The 2157-nt window shown below is 62.3% G+C and carries 1 protein-coding gene and 1 pseudogene; both read left to right on the top strand.

What is annotated here, in order from left to right; all coding sequences use genetic code 11:
- Positions 1-127 (top strand): annotated as a pseudogene (locus QU481_RS24040) (IS30 family transposase); the annotation flags it as partial.
- A 579-nt stretch (positions 128-706) separates the two neighbouring features.
- Positions 707-2014, top strand: a complete 1308-nt coding sequence (locus tag QU481_RS23680) for a hypothetical protein (RefSeq protein WP_289830733.1) — start codon at positions 707-709, stop codon at positions 2012-2014.
- Positions 2015-2157 lie beyond the last annotated feature (143 nt).

Below are 2157 nucleotides of genomic sequence, written 5' to 3'. Positions count from 1 at the left end.
GCTGGATGCTATCGCGCACCGGCTGAACACACGCCCACGTGCAGTGTTGAAATTCAAGATGCCGATCGAGGTGTTTGCCGAACATCTGGATGCCGTGATTGAATCGCGGCAAGCCGAGAAACATTAACCCTGTTGCACTTGGTTATTGAGGCCGCCAATGAAAATGGAGACGATGTTTATCGTAACTCTATGATGTTTCATCATGTCCATAAGTAATGAATGCGTCTGACAAGCAAAGCTGCTTTTCGAAATAAAGTGGAGATGCACGATGTGCATGATTGTTCGTGCACGTTTGACAGGCTTAGTGCCAACTTGTTTTGCCGATTTTTGTTAGCGGCGCTTCGTGCGTGATTCGGGACGCTCCCATCTAGCCACAGGCCTATGAAACCTCATATAACCAAATCAGCCGCCCCCGCCGAAGACGAACCATGGTGGCCTTCAGCCGACTAACAGCGCTTGAGGCAGGGAAAGTCCGAGACAGCTTGAAAAGGCCTCGACGTAGGGCCGTCCAGCAAGGCTAAAATAGGTGGTCACTCAATGGGAAATCAAGGGGCCAGTCAATGGCGCCCACTAGGCCATGGCATCGAATCGCAATCAACCACATAAAACCATTTCCCGTTGGCAACTCCTTGAACTCATCGGACTCGGCCAAGAGCGGGGGCTGGAAGGGTCGCAAATCCGTCAAGTTCTGGCGAGCGAATATGGTGTGAATCCGGACTACACTTCGCGCTTGCTGGTCGACTTCGTCCAAAAAGGCTACGTGACCAGCCAAGCGGCCCCGCCGGCGCCAGGCGCGAAAGGCGGCCGCAACCGCAAGGTGTACATTCGGACCGACAAAGCCAATGATCTGGCGGATAAACCGATTCCCCGCTCGGCCGCCTTGGTGGCGAAGTTAACTCCCGCCGCGCTGGCGCCTCAGGAGGCGACCCCCATCCCGGCTAGCCAGGCGGAGATCCTGACCACCCCGCCAACCGACCAACCGGTGCAACAGGAGATCCCGGTCACGGAGGTCGTGCCCCCACTGCGCCAAGAGACGACGGTGGCGCCGGAGGCAACGCGCCGTCGCGGTCGCCGCCCCCTCGCGGAGGCCACCGCGAGCGAAACACCTCCCCAACAATCCCTGCCTTACTCCACACCGGAGGCCGACGCCGCGCGTGAGGGCAGGGCGGAACCGTCCCGATCCGCCTCATCGACACCGGTCCCCGTTCAGGACCTAGCACTCGATGCGGACGTCCCGTTCACTCCGGCCGACGCCGCACCGACCAATAGTGCACCGCTCGCTACGCCGGAGACGCTGGCGCACGAGGTGGCCCCGAGTACCCCACCGGCAGTGCACGATGCCCTCACGTCGGCAGTCGACCAGTTCTCCGACCTCTTGCTGTTACAGGTCGCGCAGAAACTGGGCACTTTCGTCGCGAATCAGATGGCCCCGCTGGAACAGGCCACCCAGGAATTGTGCGCCCAGATCGACGTCATCCGCGCCCGGCTGGACGCCATGACCCAGCAGCTCAGCACCGCGTTCACGGCGCCGGTAGCGGCGCCACACCGTGAGCGCCCGCCGGTGACGGGGCGGTCAACGCCGGGCAACGTCGCGCCTGCGGCGGAGCGTCCCACCCCGCCCGGCCAAGGGCGTGGCAAGGTCGGCAAGCAGCCCCCCGCCAGCCAGGCCGAGCGCAAAGGCAACCCGCAGACGACCATGGCCGGCCCGCGCAAATTGCGCGCCCTGTTGATCGGCGTGCCCGCCGAGCAGGAACAGGCCCTCCGCGAACGTTTCGGCGCGCGCTACGATTTGCTGTTTCTCGGCGCCGATGCGCGTTTTGGGAAAGTCCGCGCCATCAAGGACAAGCATGATATCGTCCTCGGGCTGGAAGAGACCTGCAGCCCGGCGATCAAGGACGCGCTCAAGGGGCACCCGCACAAGGCGGTCTTGCCGCATCCCGCGCAGTTGATGGATGAACTGGAGGAATATTTCCAGCTGCACCAGGAGCAGTCACAGGGCGGGTCAGCTGGCTGACGGTAGTACCCGGCGGGGATGACCCGTAGTAGGGAACGGCCATCATGAGTGACACCGTTCCAGGCGAGTAGTAGGCAGACGGGCCTCCGGGACTGTGGCCACCCGGTCTCGCTCGCCCGTTTCCGCTGCCTACTCATTGTCCC

Source organism: Crenobacter oryzisoli (genome assembly GCF_030385785.1).
Classification (GTDB): Bacteria; Pseudomonadota; Gammaproteobacteria; order Burkholderiales; family Chromobacteriaceae; genus Crenobacter_A; species Crenobacter_A oryzisoli.
This window is presented reverse-complemented; position numbering and strand designations above follow the sequence as displayed.